Annotated in this window: 19 protein-coding genes and 4 pseudogenes; 14 read left to right on the forward strand and 9 right to left on the reverse strand. The window is 68.9% G+C overall.

Annotated features, from left to right (window positions below; genetic code table 11):
• Positions 1 to 640: 640 nt before the first annotated feature.
• The 6 genes and pseudogenes from QF035_RS51030 to QF035_RS51055 all read left to right on the forward strand — a co-directional run.
• Positions 641 to 1063, forward strand: a complete 423-nt coding sequence (locus tag QF035_RS51030; protein ID WP_307529586.1) for a CBS domain-containing protein — start codon at positions 641 to 643, stop codon at positions 1061 to 1063.
• A gap of 174 nt (positions 1064 to 1237) precedes the next feature.
• A complete protein-coding gene (locus tag QF035_RS51035; RefSeq protein WP_307529588.1) occupies positions 1238 to 1987 on the forward strand; it encodes a transposase family protein in 750 nt (249 codons plus the stop codon).
• A 47-nt stretch (positions 1988 to 2034) separates the two neighbouring features.
• Positions 2035 to 2208, forward strand: coding sequence for a DUF6480 family protein (locus tag QF035_RS51040; RefSeq protein ID WP_307529590.1), 174 nt, complete (start codon positions 2035 to 2037; stop codon positions 2206 to 2208).
• Positions 2209 to 2360: 152 nt separating this feature from the next.
• The gene (gene istA, locus QF035_RS51045) at positions 2361 to 3836 is read left to right on the forward strand and encodes an IS21 family transposase (RefSeq protein WP_373467034.1); all 1476 of its coding nucleotides are present in this window, start codon (positions 2361 to 2363) and stop codon (positions 3834 to 3836) included.
• Between the two features lie 60 nt (positions 3837 to 3896).
• Entirely contained in the window at positions 3897 to 4670 is a 774-nt protein-coding gene (gene istB, locus QF035_RS51050; RefSeq protein ID WP_093774766.1) for an IS21-like element helper ATPase IstB, read from the forward strand.
• 274 nt (positions 4671 to 4944) lie between these two features.
• A pseudogene (locus tag QF035_RS51055) lies at positions 4945 to 5249 on the forward strand (transposase); the annotation flags it as partial.
• Between the two features lie 30 nt (positions 5250 to 5279).
• Here QF035_RS51055 and QF035_RS51060 read toward each other — a convergent pair.
• Together QF035_RS51060 and QF035_RS51065 are read right to left on the reverse strand one after the other, a co-directional pair.
• Positions 5280 to 6197 carry an IS3 family transposase gene (locus QF035_RS51060; RefSeq protein ID WP_307529595.1) on the reverse strand — a complete coding sequence of 306 codons (918 nt, stop codon included), beginning with the start codon at positions 6195 to 6197 and terminating at the stop codon, positions 5280 to 5282.
• Positions 6194 to 6502 carry a transposase gene (locus tag QF035_RS51065; RefSeq protein WP_307529597.1) on the reverse strand — a complete coding sequence of 103 codons (309 nt, stop codon included), beginning with the start codon at positions 6500 to 6502 and terminating at the stop codon, positions 6194 to 6196. The genes QF035_RS51060 and QF035_RS51065 overlap by 4 nt, the downstream gene beginning before the upstream one ends.
• A 70-nt stretch (positions 6503 to 6572) precedes the next feature.
• Here QF035_RS51065 and QF035_RS51070 point away from each other — a divergent pair.
• Positions 6573 to 7047: pseudogene (locus QF035_RS51070) on the forward strand (IS5 family transposase); the annotation flags it as partial.
• Between the two features lie 9 nt (positions 7048 to 7056).
• Here the strand turns inward: QF035_RS51070 and QF035_RS51075 are convergent.
• Together QF035_RS51075 and QF035_RS51080 are read right to left on the reverse strand one after the other, a co-directional pair.
• On the reverse strand, positions 7057 to 7449 hold the full coding sequence (locus tag QF035_RS51075; protein ID WP_307529599.1) for a VOC family protein: 393 nt from the start codon (positions 7447 to 7449) through the stop codon (positions 7057 to 7059).
• Positions 7450 to 7783: 334 nt separating this feature from the next.
• Positions 7784 to 8227: a transposase gene (locus tag QF035_RS51080; protein ID WP_307529601.1), complete on the reverse strand. Its 444-nt coding sequence runs from the start codon at positions 8225 to 8227 to the stop codon at positions 7784 to 7786.
• A gap of 564 nt (positions 8228 to 8791) precedes the next feature.
• On the opposite strand from QF035_RS51080, the pseudogene QF035_RS51085 reads away from it, so the two are divergent.
• Positions 8792 to 8942: pseudogene (locus tag QF035_RS51085) on the forward strand (transposase family protein); the annotation flags it as partial.
• A gap of 63 nt (positions 8943 to 9005) precedes the next feature.
• On the opposite strand, the gene QF035_RS51090 reads toward QF035_RS51085, so the two are convergent.
• On the reverse strand, positions 9006 to 9932 hold the full coding sequence (locus tag QF035_RS51090) for a universal stress protein (protein WP_307529603.1): 927 nt from the start codon (positions 9930 to 9932) through the stop codon (positions 9006 to 9008).
• Between the two features lie 505 nt (positions 9933 to 10437).
• On the opposite strand from QF035_RS51090, the gene QF035_RS51095 reads away from it, so the two are divergent.
• From QF035_RS51095 to QF035_RS51105, 3 genes are all read left to right on the forward strand, one after another.
• Positions 10438 to 10680 carry a DUF6186 family protein gene (locus QF035_RS51095; protein ID WP_307529605.1) on the forward strand — a complete coding sequence of 81 codons (243 nt, stop codon included), beginning with the start codon at positions 10438 to 10440 and terminating at the stop codon, positions 10678 to 10680.
• 16 nt (positions 10681 to 10696) lie between these two features.
• Complete coding sequence (locus QF035_RS51100) at positions 10697 to 11059, forward strand: DUF6256 family protein (protein WP_307529606.1); 363 nt, start codon at positions 10697 to 10699, stop codon at positions 11057 to 11059.
• A gap of 516 nt (positions 11060 to 11575) precedes the next feature.
• Positions 11576 to 11767 (forward strand): DUF6381 family protein, encoded by a 192-nt coding sequence (locus QF035_RS51105; RefSeq protein ID WP_307529607.1) that lies wholly within the window; start codon positions 11576 to 11578, stop codon positions 11765 to 11767.
• A 464-nt stretch (positions 11768 to 12231) separates the two neighbouring features.
• Here the strand turns inward: QF035_RS51105 and QF035_RS51110 are convergent, their stop codons facing one another.
• Together QF035_RS51110 and QF035_RS51115 are read right to left on the reverse strand one after the other, a co-directional pair.
• A complete protein-coding gene (locus QF035_RS51110) occupies positions 12232 to 13851 on the reverse strand; it encodes an ABC transporter substrate-binding protein (protein ID WP_307529609.1) in 1620 nt (539 codons plus the stop codon).
• Positions 13852 to 13856: 5 nt separating this feature from the next.
• Complete coding sequence (locus QF035_RS51115) at positions 13857 to 16016, reverse strand: hypothetical protein (protein ID WP_307529611.1); 2160 nt, start codon at positions 16014 to 16016, stop codon at positions 13857 to 13859.
• 745 nt (positions 16017 to 16761) lie between these two features.
• Between QF035_RS51115 and QF035_RS51120 the strand changes: the two genes are divergently transcribed.
• Positions 16762 to 17250: a hypothetical protein gene (locus QF035_RS51120; RefSeq protein ID WP_307529613.1), complete on the forward strand. Its 489-nt coding sequence runs from the start codon at positions 16762 to 16764 to the stop codon at positions 17248 to 17250.
• A gap of 363 nt (positions 17251 to 17613) precedes the next feature.
• Positions 17614 to 18402, forward strand: coding sequence for an FHA domain-containing protein (locus QF035_RS51125; RefSeq protein ID WP_307529615.1), 789 nt, complete (start codon positions 17614 to 17616; stop codon positions 18400 to 18402).
• 21 nt (positions 18403 to 18423) lie between these two features.
• Here the strand turns inward: QF035_RS51125 and QF035_RS51130 are convergent, their stop codons facing one another.
• Positions 18424 to 20334 carry a serine/threonine-protein kinase gene (locus tag QF035_RS51130; RefSeq protein ID WP_307529618.1) on the reverse strand — a complete coding sequence of 637 codons (1911 nt, stop codon included), beginning with the start codon at positions 20332 to 20334 and terminating at the stop codon, positions 18424 to 18426.
• A gap of 225 nt (positions 20335 to 20559) precedes the next feature.
• Here QF035_RS51130 and QF035_RS51135 point away from each other — a divergent pair, with 225 nt between their 5' ends.
• Complete coding sequence (locus QF035_RS51135; RefSeq protein WP_307529619.1) at positions 20560 to 21339, forward strand: polysaccharide lyase family 7 protein; 780 nt, start codon at positions 20560 to 20562, stop codon at positions 21337 to 21339.
• A gap of 7 nt (positions 21340 to 21346) precedes the next feature.
• On the opposite strand, the pseudogene QF035_RS51140 reads toward QF035_RS51135, so the two are convergent.
• Positions 21347 to 21550, reverse strand: a pseudogene (locus tag QF035_RS51140) (SDR family oxidoreductase); the annotation flags it as partial.
• Positions 21551 to 21916: the final 366 nt, after the last annotated feature.

The following is a 21916-nucleotide window of genomic DNA, read 5'->3' on the forward strand; positions in this document are numbered from 1 at the left end:
GGCGGCCGAGTAAACAAGCTGGTGGGCGGCGGCTGGGGTGGTGCCCGGTGTCGGTGGTCGGCGCGGCCTGAGAGCCGTTGCGTCCGGGGTGGCCGCGAGGGCAGCGGCTGAAGTGTTGTCGAAGAGGGCCGCGAGGCTGACGTATGAGCGGCGGGGCCTCCGCAGACGTGGCTGCCGCGATTCTGCGAAGATCGGGGAGACAGCTTAGTTAGTTTTGGCCGCTGACGTCATGCCGGGCGCGCACGTTTCCAGGCGGCCAGCAGCCGGTCACCGCCGTTCCGGCGCCGCGGCAGCGCCAGCACCGAACTGCCGGGGGCGGACGTACTGGCGGCGCCCGGCAGAAGGGGCAGCCCCGCATCCGGTCCAGCTACTACGCGATAGGGCAGCGGCAGTGCTCCGGTATCGATGTGACGGGCGCCGCAGCCGTGACGTCGATGGCAGTACCCCGGCTCGGTGGGGCGTCTGTGGTGAAGACGCACCCAACGCTCCCTTCGAAGAGCCACCCTTGGTACTGGAACAATCACGGATTTGGATCGTCTTTCACCCGCCGCTGGTGACGGCGTGAGGACTGGTCGTCCACGGGTACTCGGGAGGCCACGAGGCGGATAAAGGGCCGCCCACCCCACGGAGGGATGCTTTCGTGACTCAGCATGTCAGCGACGTCATGACGCGTGCCCCGGAGACCGTCGAACCGCAGACCTCGGTGACGGTCGTGGCCCGGATGATGCGAGACAAGAACATCGGTGCAGTTCTGGTCGCTGAGGGCGAGCAGCTGCGCGGACTGGTCAGTGACCGTGACCTGGTGGTGCGCGCCCTGGCCGAGGGCGGCGATCCGGACCAGATGTCTGTGGCCGAGGCGTGCAGCGATGACCTGGTCACAGTGGGGCTCGCCGACGACCTGGCCCGTGCGGTGGAGGTGATGCGCGAGCACTCTGTCCGCCGTGTCCCGGTCGTCGACGAAGGGCAGCACACGGTGGGCATCGTCTCCATCGGTGACCTGGCCATCGAGCGCGACCCCGAGTCGGCTCTCGGTGACATCAGCGCCGCGAGGCCCAACAAGTAAAGGTGCCTCGTCCCAAGAAGGGCGGTCGACTCGATCGGACTGCTCCTCTGGAACCAGTGAGCTCTTTCAGCGTGGCCACTGATCGGGTGACGATGTCGGCGTCCGCAACGGACAAGGCTCCTATGCCGTTGAGAGAGGTGTTCGACGTCTCAACTCATTGGCACAGGAGCCTTGTTGGTTCCCTATCCTGCCGCACTCGACCTGCCTCATGCCCTGGTCGAGTGGGTCACCATGCTCATCGTCACCCGCGAGGGTGACCGCCGCTGCAAGCTCCCACCGCACCAGCGTGCCCTCGTCGGCCTGGTGTACCTACGCAAGCACGACACCCTCGCCCAACTCGCGGCCGGCTTCGGCATTTCCGTCGGCACCGCCCACGCCTACACGGCAACCGTCATCGACCTGCTCGCCGACCGGGCACCCGGGCTCCTGCGGACCCTGCGCGAAGCCGACCCCGACTACGTCCTGCTCGACGGCACCCTCGCAGAGTGCGACCGGGTCGGCGACAGCCGGGCCGACTACTCACAAAAACACCGACGCCACGGCGTGAACGTCCAGGTGGTAACCGATCCAGCAGGACGACTGCTGTGGATCTCGCCCGCACTGCCCGGCCGGACCCACGACCTGACCGCGGCCCGCACCCACCGAATCATCCGAATCTGCGAACGCCAAGGCATCCCAGTCCTCGCCGACCGCGCCTACATCGGAGCCGGCCCATGGGTGACCACACCACGCAGACGCCCACCCGGCCGCGACCTCACGCCAACCCAGCAAACCGTCAACCGCGCGCTGTCCGCGGCACGGGCACCGGTCGAGCGCGGCGTCGCACGACTGAAGTCCTGGCGGATCTTCCGCAAAGCCCGATACAGCCCGAACCGAATGACGTCAATCGCCGCCGCGATCCTCACTCTGGAGCGGCAACGCTGAAAACGCTCAGTGACTGATTGCTGAGCTTCCCGAAGGGAGCGTGCGCCATGACTACCCCTGATCCCGACCCGAGGCGAACCCCGGGAATCGAACCGGGCGGCGGTGTCCCCCCTGGTGAGATACCACCCGCCAAAGGGGGCACTCACGGCATCTCGCATCTGGAGCCGCCTGACGGCGGCCGTGGCAAAGTCCAGATGTGCGGCCAGCCGAGTCCAGGCTGATGGCCACCGGAATTCCAGGTGGATGGCCGTCTGACCAGTGGTGTTCCTGATCACTTCCTTAACTGGAGGAGACCCCTCCGACCGTTTGCTGGTGTTTGCGCGCATCAGCTACCGGCCGGAGAGGTCCTGTGACGAAGTCTGACACGGAGATTATGGAAATCCTTGAGGCGTACGACCTGACCGGGACGGTCTGGTCGGCGGCGACCTTGACGGGGCACGACCCGAAGACGGTCAAGCGGTATGTCGAGGCCCGCAACGGCGGGCGCAATCCCTATGAGCGAGAGCCGCGGCCGAAGATGATCGACGCGTTCCTGGAGAAGGTCGAGGAGTGGGTCGAGCAGTGGAAGGCGACGATCCGCGCCGATGTGGTCCACGAGAAGCTCGTGAAGATGGGCTACCGGGGCAGCGCGCGCTCGACGAGACGGGCGGTGAACGCGGCAAAACTGGCGTGGAAGGCGGGCAAGCGCCGAACGTACCGGCCGTGGATTCCCGAGCCGGGCCGGTGGCTGCAGTTCGACTGGGGCGAGGGTCCGCGGATCGCGGGGCGTCGGACCTGGCTGTTCTGCGCGTGGCTGTCCTGGTCGCGGTTTCGGGTGGTGATCCCGGTCTGGGACTGCACGTTGGGCACTTTGGTGGCCTGCCTGGACACCACGCTCAGGCGGATCGGCGGGGCGCCGACGTATGTGCTGACCGACAATGCGAAGACGGTGACCGTCGAGCACATCGCCGGGATCCCGGTGCGGCATCCGCAGATGGTCGCCGCGGGCCGGCATTACGGCTGCCAGGTGGTCAGTTGCGTGCCCTACGACCCCGAATCGAAGGGCGGTGCGGAGGCCACGGTCCGTATCGCGAAGGCCGACCTGGTGCCCACAGATGCGAACCTGCTGGCCGCCTACGACACCTTCGCCGAGCTCGCCGATGCCTGCCTGACCTGGTGCGATGCGGTGAACTCGCGCCGTCACCGGGCGACCGGGCAGATACCCGCGGACCGTCTGGACATCGAACGCACCACCCTGCATGTCCTGCCCATCGAGCCGCTCGCGCTCGCGCTGGGCGAGGAGAGGCTGGTCGGCTCGGACCGCACGATCAGCTTCAACGCGGTGCGCTACTCGACCCCGCCGGGCTATACCGGCTCGAGGGTGTGGTGCCGGGTGGTCGGCGAGGAACTGTCCATCACCGCCCGCACCAACTCCGGTGATCTGTCGGAGATTTGGCGCCACGAGCTGTCCACCCCGGGTGTTCCGCAGATCATCGACGAGCACTACCCCGACCACCCGGACGGCCGCAGCATCCACCAGCCGAGGCTGCGGCCCCGCTCGGAAGCGGAGATCGCGTTCGTGGGCATCGGCCCCGGAGCCGGGCGCTGGCTCAAGGAGGCCGGACCCGCCGGCGCCACCCGCATCCGCGCCAAGATGGCCCGCGCGGTCGAGCTGGCCACCGTCCTGGGCAACGACCGGGTCGACCAGGCCCTCGGACTTGCGGCCACGGCCGGGCGCTTCGCCGACGGCGACCTGCTCTCGATCCTGGGACACATCGCCGACAGCAAGCCCGCCGGCGAGGTCGTCCGCGCGGACGAATCCCACTCCGTCCAGAACGGAACCAGTGGCTGGCAAGCCCTGGGCCGCTGACCCAACACGCCGCCCACCACACGATCCTGACTGAACGTCACCAAAGAGAACGGCACCTCCATGAGTTTCCCCAACCCGCCCGCGATCCCCGAGGAACTCGACAAGCTCATGCGCCGCATGCGCCTGCCCTATATGCGCAAGGCGGCTCCCGACGTTCTGGCCACCGCCCGAGCCCAGCGATGGGACCCCGCCGAGGTTCTGCGGCTGCTGATAGCCGAGGAGGTCACCGGCCGCGATGCGGCCACCCGGCGTCTGCGGCGCCACTCGGCGAACTTCCCCACCGGCAAGACTCTGGGCTCCTGGCGGGCCGAGGACTCCACCATCCCCGAGCCCACCCAGAACTCCCTGACCACCCTGGAATGGATCGGCCGCGCCGAGAACCTGGTGATCGCCGGCCCGAGCGGCACAGGGAAAAGTCATTTCACCGAGGGACTCGCCCAGGCCGCGATCGAGAAGGACATGCGGGTGTCCTGGTTCACCCTGGAGACGCTGAGCGCCGCGATCGGCAAGTCGAAGGTCGACGGGTCCACCGCACGGACCGTCGCCCGGATCTGCCGCGCGGACCTCATCGTCATCGACGACATCGGCCTGCTGCCCGTCGGCGAGGACGCCGCCGAGGCGTTCTACCGGATCATCGATGCCGCCTACGAGCGCCGGTCCATCGCGGTCACCAGCAACATCCACCCCTCGGGCTTCGACACGATCATGCCGAAGACCCTCGCAGGCGCGAGCACCGATCGCCTCATGCATCACGCTCACCTCGTGACCACCACCGGTGACTCGCATCGCCTCGCCGAGGCCCTCGCCGGGAAGGGAGTGGTCCCCTTGAACTGACCCCCACCCCGGGAACACCACCGGCCACACGCCTGGGTTTCTGATGGCCACCAGCCTGGGCCTCCAACGGCCACCTACCTGGGCATCTCAATGACCGTTGACACCGCCCGAACTGCGCAAGGGATGGGGGCCGATGCCACTCGTCCTGATCATGGCGGTGGTGGCGCCGATAGCGATCGCCATGGTGGTAGCCCTGATCGCGTAACGCTTTAGACATCGCTTCCTTGGCGTGATCGCTAGTTGATCTGTGTATGACGGATCTGGTTGAGCAGTTGTGTCGGATGAATTATGGACACTGTTCTGGCGTGTGGTTCCGCCCAGGGAGGTCGTACGTCCACGGGGTGGTGGTCGACGGCGGCGGGCCGGTGACCGAAAATGCCTGCTGCGATCATCTTCGTAGCCACCTCCGGGTGTACCTGGCGGCAGCTGGCCCCGGTGTTCGGCCGGGCCTGGCCGACGGTCTACCGCCGCTTCGCCCAGTGGAGCCGGTACCGGGTGTGGGCCCGGCTTCACCGCGTCCTCCTGGACGAGCCTGGCGCCCGCGGTGAGCTGGACTGGTCGCGGTGTGCAATCGACTCTGAGGTTCCCCCGTCATGCGGGAGCCGCTGATCAGCTCGTCAGCAGGGGGTGACGGGTGTTCAGATTCGTTGGTTCGGCCGTCGCCTGCTCGGCGTAGTACTTCTCCTCGAACTCGATCGGGCTGAGGAAGCCGAGCCGTTCCTGGATGCGGCGGGAGTTATAGAAGCCGTCGACGTACTCGAAGAGCGCGAGATTCACCTCGGCCCTCGTGGTGAAGGTGCGGCCGCGGAGGCCCTCGGTTTTGATGAGCATCCAGAGGTTCTCCGCGAGCGCGTTGTCGTACGAGTCCCCGACCGAACCCATGGACGCCTCAACTCCCGCCCGCATGAGCCGAGTTGTGAGCTTGATGGACGTATATTGACAGCCGTGGTCGGCGTGGTGAATGAGCTTGCCCGGCTCGACCTCGCGGGACGCGAGCGCGTACTCCAGCGTGGTCAGGACCAGGTCGGCGTCCGCGCGGGCGGAGGTCTCCCACGCGACGACCCGGCGGGAGAACGCGTCGCGGATCGCGGACAGCCACAACGGCCCCTCGCCGGTGGAGATCATCGTGAGGTCGGTGACCCACAACCGGTTCGGCGCCGGTGCGGTGAAGTCTCTGTTGACCAGGTCCGGGGCCAGGGTGGCCTTCGGATCCCGGCGCGTGAAGCCCTTCCGCCGCGGGCTCACACCCGCGAGGTCGGCCTCACGCATCAGGCGCTCGACCCGTTTGCGGCCCACCGGGGTGCCCTCGCGTTTCAGCACGGCGTGCACGCGCGGAGAGCCGTAGACGCCGGTGGAGTCGGCGTGGATCTCCTTGATCCGCTCGGTCAGCTCGACGTCGCGACGCCGCCGTTCGCAGGGCTCCTTCTCCGCGCGGCGCCAGCGGTAGTAGGTGGAGGAGGGGATGTGGAGTTCCCGAAGTACGCACTCGACTCCCAGGCGGGGATGCTCGTCGACGAGCGCCGTCACCTGGGCCGGGTCGGGTCGAGTTGCGCCGCGAAAAACGCCGAGGCCGTCCGCAGGACGTCGTTGGCCCGCTTGAGCTGGGTGTTCTCCTTGCGCAGGGCCGTGAGTTCGGCGCGTTCGTCGCTGGTGAGACGGTCGTCGCGCTCGCCGGCGTCCGCCTCGGCCTGGCGGATCCAGCCACGCAGGGCCTCCGGGTGCACGCCGAGGTCGACGGCCAGCTTCTTGATCTGGGGCTTCGGCTCAGCGGTGCGATACATACGTACCGCACGCTCACGCAACTCGAGCGAGTATTTCCGGGGTGCAGCCATGGTCACAGGTCCTCTCATGAGTCCCATCTGACCTGCTGTCAACTTCCTCCGCATCCCGGGGGAACCTCACTCTGGCAGCCTCAGGGCCGCAAAAAGGGGGCCACTGACCGGACCGAATCCGACCGACCGCGACAAGAACGGATCGAAATCCACCTCACCACGGACCGGAACGGTCTGCCCCTGTCGCTGGGCATCTCCGGCGCCAACATGCACGACAGTCTCGGCCTGAAGCCACTGGTGAGCGGGATCCTGCCGATCCGCTCCCGGCGCGGACCGCGCCAGCGGCGACCGGCCAAGCTCCACGCCGACAAGGGCTATGCCTACGACCGCCTGCGTCGATGGCTGAGCAAGAGAGGTATCCGCCACCGCATCGCCGCAAGGGCATCGAGTCCTCCCGGAGGCTCGGCCAGCACCGTCGGGTGGTCGAACGCACCGTGTCCTGGCTGGCCGGATGCCGTCGCCTGCACCGCGGCTACGAGCGCAAGGCCGAGCACCTCCTCGCCATCGTCGCGGCTCTCATCAGATGCCGGGGACTCACTACCTGAACCAGCCTGTCAGGCGCTCGGGCCGGTGCGCACGAAGAGGCAGAACGGGTGGCCCGCGGGATCGCACAGGACCCGCACGTCGGCCTGAGGTTGGAAGTCCGCCACGGTTGCCCCCAGAGCAAGAGCATGCTCGACGGCTGCTGACAGATCGTCCACCTCGATGTCCAGATGCATCATCATCTGCTGCTCTGACCGTGTGGAAGGCCACTGCGGACGTGTGAAGAGCGGCTCCGTCTGGAACGATAGTCCGGCACTGTCGTCGGGCGCTGCGATCTCAACCCAGCCCGGTTCCTCCTTCCGCACCAGCCACCCGAGCAGGCCCTGATAGAACTGCGCCAGCTCAAGGGGGTTCGGTGCATCAAGAGTGGTCGCGGCCAACGTGAAACGCGGTTGGGGCTTCATGCAGTGCTGCTGCCCGGTTCCGCTGCTGACAGGCCAGCCGTCCGCCAGCTGACCGCTGCCAGCGCCTCGTGGTACCCCTTCCTACGACCCCTCGATCCGTCCCATCAGCACCAAAGAAGACGACGTCTTACTCTGGGCGCGGCCTCCTTCTCGCTGGGTCTCGCGAACGAGGACGTCCGCGCGCCAACTTCCGCCCGCTGCCGCCGCGCACGCCTACGGCCAGCGGGGTGCGAGACCTGGTCCGGGCCGGAATTATCAGCGATGCGCGGATGATTTACTCCACGTGTGAGCGGTCGCGGAATTGGTTCAGGCCGCGATTCCGTGAATCCCGGGCTCATGATCGGGGCAGGATGCGGGTGCGGAGGAGGCGGAATGAGGCTCGGCCGTACATGGCCCGCTTGATCGTCTTGATGCGATTGACATGGCCTTCGACGATGCCCGAACTCCATGGAAGGCTGAGGCCGGCGGTGACGGCATCGAGGTCGAGGCACAGGCCCTGCGCGAAGGACAAGATGGGCGCCGGCGCGTCGCGCTCGGCTTCGCATATCCGCGTCAACAGCTGGTGGCCGCGCCGTTGTTGGAGCAGGTCGTGGAAGGGCCAGGCGAGGTCGCACGCCCGGGCGATGTCGGGGCATGTCAGCCGCACATTGAGGAGTGTTCCTCCTCGCGGAGCTTCAGAGCGCCACGGGGCAGCATGATCCAGGTGGTGATCTTGCGTGGGCTCGGGATAGCGCCGCGGGCAGGTTCGACAGTGCCGGTCCTGAGCCCGGCCAAGCATCGTTGTAACGGCGCACGTCAGGCGGGTGCGCCTGCTCCTTGTGAAGGTTGACGGTGCAGCGACGCGTCATGTCCGGCTGCCATGAGCGACGCCTCGATGTAGCGGGCGACGGGCATGCGCTGCGGGCAGAGCGGCTCTGGACGGCCGCGGCTGCGGTCCGTGGGCCCGAAGTCTGCCGTGCACGCGCCGCGCGCATGTGCCCTCTTGTCACTCCCAGCGAAAGCGCCGTGTTGCGCCACCCCGCCGTATGGCGTATATGCGCCATACCGGTGCGGTGATTCCCAAGAGGAATGTCGTCGTCCTGCTGCGGTGACGCATGCTGGCCCCTCAACTTCCCTACCTGACGGGAATGTTGGGACAGAAGCGCTGCGCCGCCACGCGGCCGTACGCGTCGGGGCCGGTGGCCGTTCGGCCGCCAGCGCTGAACCGTGCGCGGCCGGCGGAGGGTCGTCCCAACGCTGAACCAGCGTCGGCCTGGTCCGAGGCCGCGTGGTGTGGGTTCCGATTGCCGACGGCTGTTGAGTTGAGCACGGGGTCGATGAACGCGGTGGCGGCTTGGGCGTATCCGCCAAACACCACCGACATGGGGTGAACGTGCAGGTGGTGACCGATCCGGACGGCCGACTGTTGTGGATCTCACCCTCACTGCCCGGCCGCGCATGACCTGACCGTTGCCCGCACCTGCCGGATCATCCCTGGATGCCGAGGCCGAGGGCCGGCTTCAGGCGCGTGGAGTGACTCAGGCGCGCCTGGTGTCGGCCGCAGTCTGTCGACCATGTCATTCCTGTTGGGAAACCACTGTCACCGGGCAGTCGGAGTGGTGCAGCACTGTGTGTCCGACCAGGCCGAGCTGCGGTCCGAGGAGGCCGCGGGGCCGGCGGGCGCCGATGATCAGGAGGTCGCCCGCCGAGGACCGGGCCACCAGCGCGTGGCGTGCGGAGCCCTCAACAAGCGTGCGGTGTACGACTACGCCGGGGTACTCCTGGGCGACGGCGTCCAATGCCTTGTCGAGCAGAGCTGCGGCGTCGTCCTCCTCGGCGTGGGCGGGCTCCCCGGCCGGCAGCGGATGCGGCGCAGTGCGGTGCGCCGGGCGACGCCAGGCCCGTACGGCCTCGATCTCGCACGCGCGCACCGCGGCTTCCCGGAAGGCGTACCGGACCGTTGTCGGCGCTGTGGCACCGGTTCCGACGCCCAGCACGATACGGCCGATGGCGGCTTGTCTGTTCTGTGCCCGGCCGCGTACGACGACGACCGGGCAGGGAGCACGGGCGGCGAGGGAGAGACTGACCGAGCCCAGCAGGAGTTCCCTGATCGGTCCCCTGCCTCGTACACCGGTCACGACGGCACTGGCGCGGAGTGCCTCGCGCAGCAGAGCCGACACGGGATCCTCCGGTACCACGCCCGTGCTGATCTCCAGCATCGGGGCGCGCAGCCCGGCACGCCGGGCCGCTCCCGCCACGACGCTCTCGGCGAGATCGTGTCCGGTCACCGCATCCGAGGCGACATCGGGTGTGTCCGCCAGGGCCGCACCCTCGTACCGCTCCCAGAGCGAGGCGTGGACGACCCTCAGCGGCACCCCGTGCCGGACCGCCTCGTCCACGGCCCAGTCGACGGCATGGAGGCTGGGCTCCGAGCCATCGACACCCACGACCATCGGCAGCACCATGGTTCCCACCGCCTTCAGCGCTCCGCGATGTTCTCTCATTCTCCCCTCCCTCGCGGGCCGGCGCGTGTCGTGCACCACCCGGGATACGTCCATCCCGATACCCGCGGCCGGGCGGGGCGCCCGCTCCCTGCTGGGCGCACTCATGGCCTCGACGGGGGCGGCGGGATCTGGACCGTCCAGTCCGGCGTCTTCTCCGAGAGCACCGTCGACCTCCTGCACCGGGGTGCCGGCTTCCGTGTCCCAGGGGCCTCCGCGGGCCGGCGCGCTGCCGAACGCTTGCCCTGCCGGGAATCGCCTCCCGCCCCTGCCGCAGGGCGCAGGGCGTGGCGCGAGCTGCGGCCTGGGCTCGGGCCGTCGACGATGCGGCAACCCGGCGACGGCCAGGGACAGCCCGCAGCCCGTCGCCGGGTGGGCCTCGTCAGGGCGCGTCATGGAGGGCAGCTCTTCGGCGGCTTGATGCGCGGGCCGGGTCCGGCGCGGCGAGCCTGCCGTGACCGCTCATCAACGTGACAGCCACCGATGCCCCACCAGAGCCGCAGACACAGTGGCAGAGCATCCGGTGGTCGGCTATCCCGTCTGGGCAGTGCTGTTCGGCGCCATCTTCGCCTGGGAAGGCATCGGTCTGCTGCGCCCCGACGACGGCTTCCCCACCCTCAGCGACGCAACCAACACCCTCATGCGCTACCCCGCAGGCCGCTGGTCCCTGTTCGCCCTGTGGCTGTGGCTGTGGCTCGGCTGGCACACCTTCGTACGAGGCTGGCACTTCCTGCTCCAAGAGCCCACCTGACCGCAAGGAGCCTGCCATGCTCCCGGTACATCTCAACATTGCGGTCATGCTGACGGGCCATGTCCTGGTCATGGCCTATCTCGGCCTCGGCCTGCACCTCCTCCGACTCCGCCCGACCACGTCCTGGGCGCCTGCACGACGGCTCGCTCCCGCACCGGCCCGGCGGGGCTGGCCCGCACTGGTCCGGAACACCGTGGGCACCGCGATCGGCGGCTATCTGATGCTGATGGCCGTGGTGGTCGGCTGGTACGAGGACATCGCCCGCCTGGGAGACCGCTTCCTCCTGAGCGCTGTCACCGGCGCCGCACAGCTGGTCGGGATCTGCCTGCCGGTGTACTTCCTGGCCTCCTGGGCCGTCTCAAGTGGGGCTGGCCCGTGAGTATGTAAGTGACGGTGTGGCGGCCACCGGGGCGGACCGTTCCTCACTGGCGCCCGGGGCCGCGCAGTGCAGGACGACGGAAGCAACCAGCCTCCGTGAGAAGAGGGAAGAATCGTGACCTCTGTGGGGTCGGGCGCGTTATCCGGTTGCACGTGCAGATATCCCGTTGGTCGACTGCGGGACCCGTACGGGCTGGCGGCCCCGATTCCTGCCCGGCGTCGGGGCCGTCGTCGACACCCAAAAGCCGGGCGCGCAGCGCCCTCCGCCCAGCCCGTTGGCGACACGGTTTCGGCCCGCAAGCCGTGTTCCCGGCAGCGGTCGAAGTCGAGACGGACGCGCCGAATGCTGCGGGGCCGGCGACGACTGTGTGGACGGACGCGGCCCGGAAGATTCTCGCGCCCTCATGGGCCGGCAGGGGCTGTGCAGATGACGGTGGGTGAGCGTTCGAGATGCGCGGATGCGGGGTCGCTGTTTCGCTGGTGGGGCCCGCTCTTCCCCGTCACCCAAGGAGTGATCATGAGCGTTGCAGGCGAGTCCGGCGGTCGTGCCCAGCAGATGCGCCAGAAGGCGCGGGAGATGGAACAGGCCGCGGAGCGTGCCACTGACCCGGATGAGCGTCAGCGGCTGAAGGACAAGGCCCGCCGACTCACGGAGCAGAGCGAGCAGCAGGGCGGCACGCGTAGTGGGGACACCGACCCCATGGTGTGACAGCCCTTTGTATCTGCACCGGCCGGTGGCACCCCCGCGACCCTAGAAGCGCGCGAGGCCACCGGCCGGTCATCTATGAGGAGGCAGGTGTGCCGCTGCCGGTGCGGTCACGTGGAAGCTGCGGCTGTCCGAGCAGGTCCAGCCGGACGAGACGATCGGCGATGAGGCGTTGGAGCGGCTGTCCATGCTGTGGCTGCTGCCGGTAGAACAGCCCAGGACTGGAACGCTGCCGCCCCGTCCGCCTTCGCAACAGCGGTGGTGCGCCGCGCCCCCAACCGCCAACAGGTGCTGGCCACGGTGCGGACGGAGACCGGTATCCGCATGTGCACTGCCCACGTGCAGCGCGAGTACACGACCAAGGGTTCGCAACAGCTCTGCGACCGGCAATTTCAAATGAGAAGAGGCCAAGTGGTCGGGGCCTTCGCCGTTCCGTTCACGCAGGACCAGCAGTTGCGGAACACCTGTCAGGGAGTGCCGCTGGGGATCACGCAGTTCTTCGGCTGTTCCCTGCCGGTGGGCCAGCCCAGGCCGACGAACTTCAGCTTGCCGTGGCCCTCCCGGCCCGGGTCCAGCTCGACGACCGCGGCCGGCTTGTCGTATGCGTTTCCGCCGCTGGTCAGGCATATCAGGCCGCTTGTGCCCTGCACCCGGTGGCGGGACTGGAGCAGCGACCACTGCCTGCCGACGTCCTCACGGCTGGGCACCGCCTCGGCGCCGCCGCTCTGCACCTGGTGCAGTGCCTTGCCGATGGTGGTGAGGCCGTCGTAGACGAGCATCGTCCGGGAGTCCTCCAGGTTCGGGGCGGAGCCGAGGCTCGTCCCCTCGCCGCGTGTGGTCTCGATGCGCTTCTTCAGGGTGTTCAGGGCCGCCTTGGGTTCGGTGAGGTACTGGGGGAGCTCCTCCGCGGTGGGCTTGCGGTCGTGGGCCGCGTCCCACTTGTTGTTCCAGCGGGCCAGCTCGGCACTCCAAGAGTTCGGGTGCGCGGGGGCGGCGTACTGCACCGTCACCTTGGCCCGGCCGTCCGCGCCGCGCAGCTGCGCCCAGTCCTTCTCCGCCATGTCCTGCCGCAGCGAGGCGGCGTCGGAACCGCTGACGATGGTGTAGTGCCGGTCCTTGCAGCCCACCTGGGCGAGCTTGAGCGCAAAGATCCGCAGGTGCAGCGTGCGCCCGGCGAAGTAGACGATGTCGGCCTGGGAGTCGCAGATGTTGTTGGCCAGCTGGGTGAACTGGTTGCCGGTCGAGCCCGCCTCGTCGATCGCCGGGGACTCGAAGGGCATCGGGGCGGGACCGGCCTGGCCCTGCTCCTTGATCCCGTTGAACGCCTTCGCCAGCGACTCGTTGTAGCTGTCGGCGCGCTTGTCGTAGACCAGCACCGTCTTGAGGTTCTCCCGGCCCCGTTCGCCGTTGAAGTTGGCCAGCGCCTGGGCCGCGTCGTGGTTGGTGGGGATGATCCGGGCCAGGCCGGGGAACCGTGCTTTCTCCATCCCGTCCGCCGTGTCCTCGTTGGCGATACGGTCCCCGCTGATCCGGGAGGCGAGCACCGGGATCTTGTGCTCCGTGAGGCGTTTGACGGCTTCCTCTGTCGTGTCGAGGCTGAGGTTGAAGCCCGTGACGGCGCGCAGCTGGTCCTCCGGCGAGTCGGCCATCCGCAGCAGGGTGCCCACGACCTTCTCCTGCTGCTCGTAGTTCCGCCCGGGGTTGGCCAGCACCATTCGGATCTTGGGCGGTTCCCCCTCGCCCTCGTTGGCCTGCCGCTGCCCCAGATACGCGCCCTGGAGGTCGCTGCGCATCTGCCGGCGCAGCGCCGCCTTGTCCGACTGGAGCGGCAGCATCATCGCCACCGTGACGTGGGGCTGGCCGTCGATCCTCTTGTTCTCCTGGGCGATGGCCCGGGCTACGTCCTTGATCTCGGGGGTGCCGAAGTCGTAGCCCTCGCTGTTGACGCCTATGCACTCGCCGCCGGTCCGTACGACGCCGTCGGCGCAGGTGTCCTCCCGCTGGGAGAGTTCGCAGGCGGTGAAGCCGAGCGCCACGATCAGCCCCAGGCCCAGCACCGCGATGAGGATCTTCTTCCATCTGGGCATCCCGGTTATCTCCCTTGCCCGAGCCGTGGGGTACATGTGCAGCGCAGCAGCGGCTGCTCGTTCGCTGCCAGGGCTTTCCACTCCGTGGCGGTCGGGTCGAGTTGTCCGGCGCCGTCGAAGTCCATGCCCACGAGACGGGTGAGCAGTGTGGACAGGGTCTCGGCCGTCTCGCCGGTCGATCTGGTGCGCTCCTCGCACAGCCACACCGCGTGCAGCAGTTGGTCGACGGTGCGGCGCAGCGCGGGTCCGTCCACCGGCACCAGGCCCTGGGCGCGTTTGCGCCGGGCGTCCGCCCCGCGCGGATACGGCGCCTGGGCGATCTCCAGCAGCTCAGCGGACCACTCCTGGGGGCGGCCGGGCAGGGTGGTGGTCAGATGGCGGACCACGTCGTCCACGCCGCCGGAGACCAGGTGGTGGTTCATCCGGTGCGCCGTGACCGAGCGGAACGCCCCGCCGCCCGGCGTCTCCTCGGCGGCCGTACGGCTTGTGTAGTGGTCGCGCAGCAGGTGGTGGTCGGCGTACCAGACGGCGCCGTCGGGGCTGAGGCCGTACAGCCGGTGCACCAGCAGTTGGCGCAGTCCGAAGTCCCCGATGAAGTGCCGTTCGCAGCTTGGCCATCCGGTGTCGGTGAGATGCCGGGAGACCTGATGCGCCGTCAAGTGATGGACGCGGCCCGCCTGATGGTGGCGGAGCAGGACGTCCGCGCACTCCTCGTCGTGTGCCACCGACAGGTGGGTGAGCAGATCGAGCCACTGGTCGTGGTGTACGTCCGGCAGCCGCACCGGCAGCTGGTCCACGACCAGTTCCTTCAGGAGTACGTCCGCCACCGGCCGCTCGGCGGCGCCTCCGGGGAACGGGAACGGGGCGTCCAAGAGGTCCCGGTCGTTGGCGTCGGCCGGCATGCGGAAGGCGGCGGCAGCGGTGGCCAGCCGGATCACCGTGTGCGGCCGTCCGCCGCTCAGCCGGGCCACGGCGGCATCGATACGGCGCCGGTTGGCGCCGCCCTCCGGTTCCCCGCGCTGCTGTCTTCGCTGGGTCTCCTCGGTGAGCTGGTCGTCGGTGAGCAAGGGCATGCGCAGCAGGAGCACCCCCTCGGCCAGCGGTGCCCCGTCCCTTCCCGACGGCGTGGACCGGGACCACGCGGGAGGGCCGCCGTCGGCGGGCCGGAACTCCGTCGGGGGAACCCGGGCAGGCAGGCCGCCGTGAAGGAAGGCACCGCCGTCCTCCCGGCACGCCGTGCCCACGATCACCACGCGGTCGCACTGCCCGCGCCGGCGGTCGATGAGTACGGCGCTCAGCAGCCGCTCCCCCAGGGGCGTCTCGGCGTGGTCCAGCAGCAACCCCGGACGGCCGACCCGGCTCAGCCAGCCGAACGCCCCGGCGTACGACGCCTCGAGGTCCTCGCGCAGGGCCCTGAAGAGGAAGTTCTCCGCGAGCTTGCGGTCCTCGCCGCCCTTCTTGAAGTCGATGGCGAGATCGAGCAGCCCGTGCTCGCGCTGACCACCCGCGCTGGGATACGCGCCGTAGATCCGTTCCAGTTCCGCTCTGCCCCGGGGTGCCAGGCTCTCGAAGAGGGCGTCCAGCAGCGCGGCGCCCGCTGCCGCCGGGTAGGGGCCGAGCATCTGCCCGGTCAGGGTCGTCAGCAGGTTGCGGATGGTGCCGCGGAGCACGCCCCGCCAGAAGTCGCCCGTGCCCAGGCCGTGGAGGCGGCCCCGCTGGGGCAGTTCCTCGTACCGCTGGACCTCCGCCGCGATCGCCGCAGGGGTTCCCGCCGTGACGTTGGTGGCGATCATCGCAAGGCCCGCGAAGAGCCGCGGGAAGGCGAACGAGCCGCCTGTCCCGCGCCAGGTGCACAGCCGCCGGGCGACCTCGAAGAGAGCCTCGGTGACGTCCGAGCGGGCGCCCCGTTCCGGCCGGGCCCGGTCCGCGTACATCGGGGAGGCGCAGTCCAGATGGATCACCGGCACCTTGGGGGCGAAACGATCCCGCACCACGCGCAGCAGCCGCCCCTTGCCCATGCCGGGGCCGCCGGTGAGCAGCACCACGGGAAGGTCGAGGCCGTACAGCGGATCCCGGCTGGCTCCCTTCGGTGACCGCGCGAACAGGTGCGCGAAGAACCCTTCCTCGTCGTCCAGGAGTTTCTCGAACCCCAGGTCTTCACCCACGGACCCCCCATGGAAGAGCTCTCCCGCCCGCGAGCGGATGACCGGTGACCGATGTGCCAGAACACAATCAGTGGCACACGAGTCCTTCTGTCGGACAACGATGCTTACGTGGAAAGGGAGTTGAGGAGTAGTGAATGCGGAGCCCCAGTGGTGACGCAGCGATGGACTCGGTCAGGCTGGTGACGCCATGGGTATGTCGCGGTGACAGGTGAGGAGTTCGCATCTCGGATCCTCTCCGCCGCTACGATCGCCCCGATGGGACCGGCTCGAGCGCACCTCGAATCGGAGGCAGTGGACCAGAAGCGGGACTCGCGCTCCGCACGAGCCCAGCTGCGGTCCGGCACCGTCACCTTCCACGAGACAGACAAGACGACCGATCCGAACCTCCGGGACCTCCTGCTGGTCCCGGCCTGGTCGCCCCAAGGTGGGCCGGCCGGCAGCGGCATGTTCATCAGATTGAGCAGGACCAGGTCCTGGCTCACGGTGTCGGTGAAGTTGCGCGACCTGACCAGGACTGACGTGCGCCCGCCGAACTCCCCACTTCACTGTGGTCTCCCTCTCGGTAGTCGCGCGCCCTAACGCGTACGGCAATCCGGCGTGAGGCCGCGGCCACGGCTGCCGCAGCAGGATGTGCAGTGGCCCCGCGGTCCGAATCATCTGCGAGTCATCCGCGCCGTGCCCATGCCAGGAGCATCCGGTGCCTGATCCGGGACCCCTCCCGGAGGGGACGCATCATGGTGAAGACATGCCAAAGGTGATGAGTGTGGTCGCCGTCGTCCTGGGACTTGTGGTGTCGGCCGTCGCCGGCTGCTCCTCCTCTCCCGGCTCGCCGAAGCAGCAACTGATCCAGAACGCAGACGACACATGCCGCACGATCAACAAGCGGTTCGCTGGTGACCTGGCGTACGGACAGGGCCTCGGTGCCGGCGACGCGTCAAAGCTGCGTGAACGGGTGAACCTCCTGAAAGCCCTGCGCGACCAGGTTCGCAAGATGCCCAACCCGGGAGAGGGCCAGGCACAACTGGACAGCTGGCTTGACAAGGTAGGCGTGTACATCACCGGCCTGGACGATCTGAGGGGCCAGCTGCAGAACTACCGGCTCGGCATGGACCTGGTGCTGGCCCTGCAGATGGGCGTCAACGAGGACGCGGCCAAGGCCGTCGGCCCGGCAGCGAAACGCTTCGGGTTCGAAGAGTGTGCGAAGACCCAGAAGTGGGAGTACCTCGCCTCCTGATGCCACCGGGCTCCCGGGACCCCTCCCGGGAACGGAGCCGCACCGTCAGTGCGGGCTTCGGACCGTTTCATGACCGAGACCGGGGGAGATACGGGCCGGTGGTCCCCGGACAAGGCGTGGGGTGCCGGGTTCCGGTGGGTGCTGTGCAGCGTGGACCGGGAGGACGGGAGGGAGCGTCCAGGAGGAGCGCTGAAGTCGGCGTACCGACTCCCGTTTTGGGGAGGGGTCCCGCAACGGGTGCGGATGGTGGTCAGTACGTCGGACGTCTGCCGAGAAGCTCTCGAACCCAGAAACTGTCGGCCCCCGGAAGCTCGCGAACCGGGAGCCGTCGAATCCGAAGCCCACGAACTGAGGAGACCCGCGATGCCCCTCTCCGCCAGCCTCGCACGTGGTGTCGCGCCCACCACGCCAGGGACCCTGCATGCCCGTACGGTCACTGGTGAGCTCAGCGCACCGCCCCGTCAGGGGCTGACGGTCCGTTTCGGGCGCGGTGAGAAGCCGGACGTGGACCTGGGAGTCGGTGTTGACGACCTGCGGGTGAGCCGTCGGCACGGCGAGCTGACGTACCGTCAAGGCATGTGGTGGCTGCGCAACACCGGGCAGCAGCTCGTCCGGCTGCCGCGCGGCGGGATGATGCACCTCGCCACCGAGCCGATCCCGCTCGCCACCGGTTACACCCCGCTGTTCGTGAAGGGCTCCGGCTACCGCGAGCACCTGGTTGAGCTGTATGTCGCGGGGCATGACGACCAGGGTCCGGTGTCCCGGCGGCGCGCGGAGACCGTCCGGCCGGAGACCTGGGCGCTCGACGACGACGAACGGCTCCTGCTGGTCGTCCTGGGCCAGCGGTATCTGCTGTACGAGGAGGACCCGCGCCCCCTGACGTACGCCACCGCCGCCAAGCAGCTCGCCTACCTCCGCCCGGACGGCAACTGGAGCGAGCGCCGGATCGAGCACCGGATCGAGACCGTACGCCGCCGCCTGCACCACACCGGCTTCCGGTATCAGCTGTTGCACGACAAGTCGCAGGGCCGCCCCGCCGACAACAGCCTGCTGCACAACCTGATCAGGGGGCTGGTGGAGTCCACGACGCTCGTGCCGCCGGACCTGGACCTGATGGAGGACGACACGGCCTGGCCGGACTCCGCGCCCTGAGCAGGCGCCGACGCCCTTGCGTCATCGCGCGCGGAGTTCGGCGGCGGCGGAGGCCGCGAGGTCTTCGGCCATCTCGCAGAGCTTGTCCGTGGATTGTCGCCCGCCGACATCCAGGCGCACCATCTCGGCGGCGGTCTCGGCGTCCTGGCCGCTGTACCTGCGGTACTCGACGAAGGCCGTACAGGTGTCGCCGTCATCGTTCGGTTCGACGACCGTGCGATATCCGCTGAGCCTGACGGTGGTGGCGCCGTCCGCCGCGGACTTGGGCTGATCGCGGAAGAAGCCGATCTCGGCATCCAGCTCGTCGACGTCGCTCGACCACTCGCAGCTCCAGTTCGCGACACCTACGTCCGGCACGTCGACCTTGAGGCCGGGAACAACGGACAGCGCCTTGGCGTCGAGGAGTCGGCAGGCGTTCGCCCAGGCCAGCGACGCGCGCGGGTAGGCTGGCGAACGACGGGGGACCGGACCCCGGTCGAGGACCTCGGCCGCGCTCTCGGCGGCCTTCTCGGCGACCGTGCACAGGGTCGCGTTGCCGCCGACCACGGAACCCTTGCCCATGTTGACGCGGACCCCGACCTGGGTGCCGTCGGTGTCGCCGTCGGACGTCAGCAGCAGCTCGCACTCGTCGCTCTCGGCCTGCTCCTGGCGGATGCCGATCCTCCCGATGGTGCGGGAGGGCTTCGATCCCTCGGGCGGCGAGCCCCGAAGGAGGCTGATCGACACGTCGATCCGGGTCTTGTCGTCGATGCTCACCAGCACGTCGCAGCGATCGAAGTTGCCGTAGTCCACGTCCACTTCGACGTCCCCGTCGCCGAACTGGTCGAGAGCGGCGGGGTCGGCCAGGGCGCACACGTCGGCCATGTGCGGATCGCCGATCAGGGCCTGCGGTTCACCGCCCGAGGCGTCCTCCTCCAGCCGGCTCTGGCCGGGCTGAGTGGCGGCCTTCCCGCCGTTGTCGTCAGGGATGACGACGAGCCCCAGGGCCAGTACGGCGCTGATGCCGAGCGCGGCCACGATCAGCGGCCGGCCCCACCTTCGTCGCCCGGTGACGGTGGTGGCCGTGTCCCCAGAGGCTTTCGGGTCGGATCCGGCGACGTCCTCCAGGAGCCGCCTGACCTCGGCGGCGTCGGGGCGCTGCCGAGGATCGCGTTGCAGCATGGCGGTGAGTGCCGGGTACAGCGGTCCCAGGGCGGCGGCGTCCAGCTCGACTACACCCTGCTCCGCCTTCCAGTGCCTCAGGCGCTCGGCTTCCGTCCCGGCGCGCTCGGCGTCCTCCTCGGGTCGGCTGCCGCGCGGCGGCGCGCCGGTGACCAGCGCGTGGAGGGTGGTGGCGAGGCAGAACACGTCCGAGGCCGGCCGGGGCACGTTGCCCCGGGCCAGCTCGGGGGCGGCGTAGTCCGGGGTGAAGCTGAACGGGCCGTTGACGGTGATGGTCTCGGTACCGCCGACCCGGTAGGCGGCGCCGAAGTCCAGTAACTTCGCGGCCCCGTGTCGGGTGAGGCCGATGTTGGCGGGCTTGACGTCACAGTGGACGATGCCCGCTTCGTGCAGGGCGGCCAGCGCGTCGGCGAGCTCGGCACCGATGCGGGCCGCCCGCGCGGGAGAGACCGTCGGCTGCCGGTCCACGCCGCCGCCGGGCACGTACTCCATGACGAACCAGAACGTCTGCGCACAGGCCGTTTCCGGCTCCGCGGTCACGACATCGAAAAGGGTCACGACGTGGGGATGGTCGCGGAACTTGGCCATGGCACGCGGTTCGCCCAGGAGCCGCCGCACCGCGGTCTCGCCCGCCCCGTCGGTACGCTCCGGTTTCAACGCGACGTCCTGGCCCACCACCGTGTCGTGGGCCAGCCACACATCGCCGCCCCGCCCCGCGCCGATGACCTCCTTAAGGACATAACGGTCGGCGAACCCGTCACCGGAACGCACGGATCTTCCCCCTCGGTCGAGTCCGGATCACAACACGGCTCGGGGCCGCGCGCATGGTTCGAACTTACTGCGTAGGGCGGGCCGTACGCAGGGTCTACCCAGAGCCTTCATCAGTCGCATTCATGCGTAGACGTCGTGAGATCACGGGTTCCGGGACCGGTCCCGACAACGGCGCCTACGGTACGCGTCGACCCAACCCGATCCCGCGACAGGAGTAAACCCTTCATGCCAAGCACTCGGAGCATCGTGCTGGCCGGCATCACCGCCGCTGTCTCGGTCGCCACGCTCACGCTGCCCGCCCAGGCCGGCACACCGGCCCCGCACAAGCGGGCAGCCGGCTGCACTTACCCGTCCGAGGTCCTCGACCTGACCGACTGGAAGCTGACCCTGCCCACCGGCGAGGACGAGGACCCCACCGAGATCACCCAGCCCGACCTGGCGACCTTCTCCGCCGATCCCTGGTTCCGGGCCGACGCCGACTGCGACGCGGTCAGGTTCCGGGCCGCCGTCAACGGTGTGACGACGGGAGGTTCCAGCTACCCGCGCGCCGAGCTGCGGGAGATGACCGACGACGGCGAGGAGGAGGCCGCCTGGTCCACCACGGACGGCACCCACACCCTCGTGGTCAGGGAAGCGTTCATGGCACTGCCCGAGGAAAGGCCGTACCTGGTCGGCGCGCAGGTCCACGGCGGGGACGACGACGTCACCGTCTTCCGCCTCGAAGGCAGCAGCCTCTACATCACCGACGGCGACGATCGCCACCACCGCCTCGTCACCGACGACTACGAGCTGGGCACCGAGTTCGAGGCCAAGTTCGTGGCCAAAGACGGAGAGATCAACGCGTACTACAACGGCCGGCTGCAGACCACGATCTCCCACGACGGCGACACCAACTACTTCAAGGCAGGGGTCTACACGCAGGCCAACTGCGACAACTCCGAGCCGTGTGCCGACGACAACTACGGCGAGGTCCGCATCTCCCGCATCAAGGTCACCCACTCCTGAGGACGCCTCAGTGAACGGAGAGCCCGCCATCGACGGAGATCGACTCTCCGGTGGCGTGCGCGGAGGCGCGGCTCGCCAGGAACATCGCAGCACCTGCGAAGTCCTCGGCCAGGCCGTTGCGCCCGACCGCCGTGCGCGCGGCCGGTGCCGTCACCTTCTCGGGGTCGGATGACAGGCGGGTGTCCAGCGGTGACATGACGAAGCCCGGCACTCCTGAGACCGCACACCGCACTGCTGCCGTATGGCCGCGAGACCGATGGCGGGGCGGCGATGCCATGGGCTTGGGCTGGCATCCCCTTATGGCCCGAATCGGCAACCAAATCGTACTCCGTGGACACGGCGCACGGGCGGCCCACCGCGCCATGGCGCATACTCCCGCGGTATGGCCAGGTCGAGGAGTCGTGCACACTCGGCCGGCGGCAGTCGTGGTTACTCTGTAGGTCTCCACCAACCGCACTCTGGCGGCTCGCACACCCGAAGGTGTGGCCGTGTGCGGCCGGACGCCTTTTGGACGAGGTAGCACAGGGTGTCATGGCAGAACTGCCTGCACGTGTCCTGATCGGGCGAAACATCACTG

The organism is Streptomyces umbrinus (assembly GCF_030817415.1).
GTDB lineage: Bacteria > Actinomycetota > Actinomycetes > Streptomycetales > Streptomycetaceae > Streptomyces > Streptomyces umbrinus_A.

What these genes read in the sequence shown, in the direction of transcription:
- QF035_RS51120 (WP_307529613.1), top strand. Translation starts at nt 16,762, where the DNA reads ATGCCAAAGGTGATGAGTGTGGTCGCCGTCGTCCTGGGACTTGTGGTG.
- istA (WP_373467034.1), top strand. Translation starts at nt 2,361, where the DNA reads ATGGAAATCCTTGAGGCGTACGACCTGACCGGGACGGTCTGGTCGGCG.
- QF035_RS51105 (WP_307529607.1), top strand. Translation starts at nt 11,576, where the DNA reads ATGAGCGTTGCAGGCGAGTCCGGCGGTCGTGCCCAGCAGATGCGCCAG.
- QF035_RS51080 (WP_307529601.1), bottom strand. Translation starts at nt 8,227, where the DNA reads ATGCTTGGCCGGGCTCAGGACCGGCACTGTCGAACCTGCCCGCGGCGC.
- QF035_RS51100 (WP_307529606.1), top strand. Translation starts at nt 10,697, where the DNA reads ATGCTCCCGGTACATCTCAACATTGCGGTCATGCTGACGGGCCATGTC.
- QF035_RS51090 (WP_307529603.1), bottom strand. Translation starts at nt 9,932, where the DNA reads ATGAGAGAACATCGCGGAGCGCTGAAGGCGGTGGGAACCATGGTGCTG.
- QF035_RS51040 (WP_307529590.1), top strand. Translation starts at nt 2,035, where the DNA reads ATGACTACCCCTGATCCCGACCCGAGGCGAACCCCGGGAATCGAACCG.
- QF035_RS51075 (WP_307529599.1), bottom strand. Translation starts at nt 7,449, where the DNA reads ATGAAGCCCCAACCGCGTTTCACGTTGGCCGCGACCACTCTTGATGCA.
- QF035_RS51065 (WP_307529597.1), bottom strand. Translation starts at nt 6,502, where the DNA reads ATGGCTGCACCCCGGAAATACTCGCTCGAGTTGCGTGAGCGTGCGGTA.
- QF035_RS51135 (WP_307529619.1), top strand. Translation starts at nt 20,560, where the DNA reads ATGCCAAGCACTCGGAGCATCGTGCTGGCCGGCATCACCGCCGCTGTC.
- QF035_RS51125 (WP_307529615.1), top strand. Translation starts at nt 17,614, where the DNA reads ATGCCCCTCTCCGCCAGCCTCGCACGTGGTGTCGCGCCCACCACGCCA.
- QF035_RS51110 (WP_307529609.1), bottom strand. Translation starts at nt 13,851, where the DNA reads ATGCCCAGATGGAAGAAGATCCTCATCGCGGTGCTGGGCCTGGGGCTG.
- istB (WP_093774766.1), top strand. Translation starts at nt 3,897, where the DNA reads ATGAGTTTCCCCAACCCGCCCGCGATCCCCGAGGAACTCGACAAGCTC.